Raw genomic sequence first — 3,436 nt, forward strand, 5'->3', positions numbered from 1 at the left:
GGCGTCCGCCAGTTCCTGGACCACGGCTCGGGCCTGCCGACGCAGGACAACGTCCACCAGGTCGCCCAGCGCGTCGACCCGCAGGCGCACGTCGTGTACGTCGACAACGACCCGATGGTCCTCGTGCACGGCCGCGCACTGCTGGAGGAGGACGGGCGCACGGCCGTCATCCACGCGGACATGCGGCGCACGGAGGAGATCTTCGCGCACCCCGACACCGAGCGCCTGATCGACTTCTCGCGGCCGGTGGCCGTCCTGTTCAACTCGGTGTTCCACTGCATCCCGGACGACGAGGCGGACGGCCCCGAGGCCGTCGTCCGCAGGGTCGTCGAGCGGCTCGCGCCCGGCAGCTTCCTGGTGATGTGCCAGCTCGTCAGCGAGGACGCGGAGGTACGGAAGTTCGTCACGGACTTCATGGACCAGGCGACGCAGGGCCACTGGGGCCGGGTGCGGCGGGAGCGGGACGTCGCCGCGTGGTTCGAGGGGCTGGAGATCCTGGAGCCGGGCCTGGTGGAGGTCTCCACCTGGCGCCCGGACACGGAGGTCGCGCCGCGTCAGCAGACCCTGGAGTGGATCGAGTTCGGCGGCCTGGGCCGTATCCCCGGCTGAGCCCGCTACGGCGGCGGGTACCGCTCCGCCATCACCTGCTTCACCAGATCGAGGGAGTCACGCGGGTCGAGCGCCTGGTCGGCCAGCCGGTCCAGCGACGCCCGGTACTCCTCGGTCTCCTCCTGCGCCTCGACGAACACGGCTCCGGCGAGGTGCTCCAGGTAGACGACGTCGGGCAGGTCGACGCCGCCGAAGCGCAGGTAGGTCACGGGCAGGGGCGGCGCGGAGGCGTGCGTGGCGTCCAACGGGACGACCTGGAGCGTGACATGGGGCCGCCCGGCCATCTCCAGGAGGTGGGTGAGCTCCTCCCGCATCACGTCCCGCCCGCCGAGCACGCGCAGCAGCACGGACTCGTCGACGATCGCCCACAGCGCGGGGGCGTCGGCGCGGTGCAGGAGCCGGGCGCGCCGCATGCGCAGGTCGACCCGGCGCTCGACCTCGCGCGAGGGGGCGCGGGGCAGCCCGCGTTCGACGACGGCACGGGCGTACGCGGGGGTCTGCAACAGGCCCGGCACGTACTGGATCTCGAAGGTGCGGATCGCGGTGGCGCCCTCCTGGAGGCCGACGAGCCGGTCGAACCACTCGGGCATGAGCCGCTTGTCGTACCGCTGCCACCAGCCGGGTTCGCCCGCTCTGCGCAGGAGTTGGAGCAGGACCGACGCCTCGTACTCGTCGGTGCCGTAGAGCCGCAGCAGGAGCTGTACGTCAGTCTCGGCTGGCGGCTTGCGGCCCTTGCCGGACTCGATGCGGGAGAGCTTCGCGGGGCTGAACCCGGCGGCGCGGGCGGCCTCCTCCTGGGCGAGGCCCAAGTCCTCCCGGATACCGGCGAGTTGCAGTCCGACCAGGGTCTTCAGCAGGGTCGGCGCGGGATCTTGCCGGTTCAGATACGGTTCGAGGCGGGAGACGCGTGGTGACTCCGCGGGCATCCTGAACTCCTCAGGGCCGGGCACATGACGAGACGGCACTTTCCCGACCGGATTATCCCATCCTCGGGCCGCACGGCACATGCCGCCGGAACATGTCACAGCAGATGGTCGAAGTCCCCGTCCTTCACGCCCGCGAGGAACGCCGCGATCTCCTCCGGCGTGTAGACGAGCGCCGGCCCGTCCGGGTCGCGGGAGTTGCGCAGGGCGACGGAACCGCCGGGCAGGGCCGCGGCCTCCACACAGTTGCCGGTCGCGTTGCTGTGGCGGCTCTTGGTCCAGCGGGCGTCCAGCGAGCTCGCCCGTACTCCGTTCTCCACCGGCACGGCTGCCTCCTAGGCGGTGAGGGCAATTTCCCGTGAAATTGCACGGGGCCATCGACACCGTGGATAATAGACAGGCCGACAACCGGTGTGCCAGAGCCCTGTTCTGACGTCGTCCCAGGGAGAAGCCGTGCCGCCACGCGCCCCGTTCCCCGCCGCGAAGTCCGCGACCCTGGATCTCACGGGCAGCCGGGAGGGCTTCGCCGAGGCCCGTGACTTCACCCACCGCACGCTGGACGACTGGGAGTTGGCGCACCGCCTCGACGTCGCCGACGCGGTCGCGGTCGTCACCGAACTCGCCGCCAACGCCGTGCTGCACGCCCTCCCGAACGCGGACACCTGCGACGTACGGGTCCGGCTCACCCTGCGCCGTACGCACCTGATGTGCGCCGTCACCGACCGCAGCGACGACATCCCCGTGTACCCGTCGTCCGTCGACCCGTTGCTCGAACACGGCCGAGGGCTCAGGATCGTCGAAGCGCTGTCGGAGCACTGGGGGTGGACGAAACGCACGCCTGTGGGCAAGACCGTCTGGGCCATGCTCCCGACCCGGACCCCGGCCTGATCCGATCGCCGCAATCACCGGCGTCACCTGCCGGTACTGGGCTAGCCTCGTACCTCCCGTCCCAGACGAACTGACGTACGGCGAACATCACTTCGGGGTTGATCTGTGTCAGACCAGCGACCGGTCCCACCTGGCCCGGTGACCAACGAGGCCGGTGCCCTCCGGCTGACCGGCGCGCAGCCGCTGCGGCCCGGCGATCCGGACCGCGTCGGTCCGTACGCGACGCTCGCGCTGCTCGGCAGCGGCGGCATGGGCCGGGTGTACCTGGGGCGTGCCGCGGACGACGGTCCCGGGCTGTTCGCGGTGAAGGTGATCAGGCCCGAGTACGCCGAAGACCCCCGGTTCCGCCGCCGGTTCGAGCGCGAGGCCCTCGTCCACGACCGGATCCGCACCGCCCGCGCGCCGCGCTTACGGGGCACCGGCTTCGAGGCCGAACTGCTGTGGATGGCGACGGAGTACCTGCCGTCGCTCGACCTCGCCGACGCGGTCCGGGAGGACGGCGCGCTGGCGACGTCCGCCGTGTGGCGGCTCGTCGCCGAACTCGGCGAGGCGCTCGGCGTGCTGGCCGAGGCGCACGTCGTGCACCGCGACCTGAAGCCGTCCAACGTGCTGCTCTCCGACCGGGGTACGCACGTCATAGACTTCGGCATCGCCAAGGCGGTCGACGTCAGCGCGATCACCGGCACGGGCAACCGGGTCGGCACGCCCGCGTACATGTCCCCGGAGTATCTGCGCACCGGCCACTGCGACACCGCGTCCGACGTGTTCTCGCTCGCCGGGACGCTCATCTACGCGGCCGTGGGCCGGGCGCCGTTCGGGGACGGCACGGGCGTGGACGTCATGCACCGGGTGGCGTTCGAGGAGCCCGACGCGGAGGTCCTCGCGAAGGTGACGTGCGGTGCGGCGGACGCGGTGAGCTCGGCCGGGGTGGGGCGCTCGGCGGGGTCCTTGGCGAGGCAGGAGGCGAGCAGCGCGCCGAGGGAGGGGTCGGCGGCCGTCACCTTCGCGAGGACCTC

5 protein-coding genes are annotated in these 3,436 nt (G+C 71.8%); 3 read left to right on the forward strand and 2 right to left on the reverse strand.

The annotated features are described in order from the left end of the window. On the forward strand, positions 1-609 hold a 609-nt coding region (locus tag AOK24_RS24060; RefSeq protein ID WP_055722153.1), incomplete at its 5' end, for an SAM-dependent methyltransferase. A 5-nt stretch (positions 610-614) separates the two neighbouring features. On the opposite strand, the gene AOK24_RS24065 is transcribed toward AOK24_RS24060, so the two are convergent. Beyond that, positions 615-1,535: a helix-turn-helix domain-containing protein gene (locus tag AOK24_RS24065; RefSeq protein ID WP_055722154.1), complete on the reverse strand. Its 921-nt coding sequence runs from the start codon at positions 1,533-1,535 to the stop codon at positions 615-617. A 95-nt stretch (positions 1,536-1,630) separates the two neighbouring features. Further along, a complete protein-coding gene (locus AOK24_RS24070) occupies positions 1,631-1,852 on the reverse strand; it encodes a DUF397 domain-containing protein (RefSeq protein WP_055722156.1) in 222 nt (73 codons plus the stop codon). Positions 1,853-1,985: 133 nt separating this feature from the next. Here AOK24_RS24070 and AOK24_RS24075 point away from each other — a divergent pair, with 133 nt between their 5' ends. Both AOK24_RS24075 and AOK24_RS24080 read left to right on the forward strand, forming a co-directional pair. Continuing rightward, complete coding sequence (locus AOK24_RS24075) at positions 1,986-2,420, forward strand: ATP-binding protein (protein WP_055722155.1); 435 nt, start codon at positions 1,986-1,988, stop codon at positions 2,418-2,420. Between the two features lie 138 nt (positions 2,421-2,558). Further along, positions 2,559-3,436 (forward strand): serine/threonine-protein kinase (locus AOK24_RS24080; protein WP_420876686.1); only part of this gene is annotated, 878 nt, incomplete at its 3' end.

It is taken from the genome of Streptomyces niveiscabiei (assembly GCF_001419795.1).
In the GTDB taxonomy this organism is placed as follows: Bacteria; Actinomycetota; Actinomycetes; order Streptomycetales; family Streptomycetaceae; genus Streptomyces; species Streptomyces niveiscabiei.

Bases quoted from the DNA above. Each gene is read 5' to 3' on its own strand.
- AOK24_RS24065 (WP_055722154.1), bottom strand. From the start codon at position 1,535: ATGCCCGCGGAGTCACCACGCGTCTCCCGCCTCGAACCGTATCTGAAC.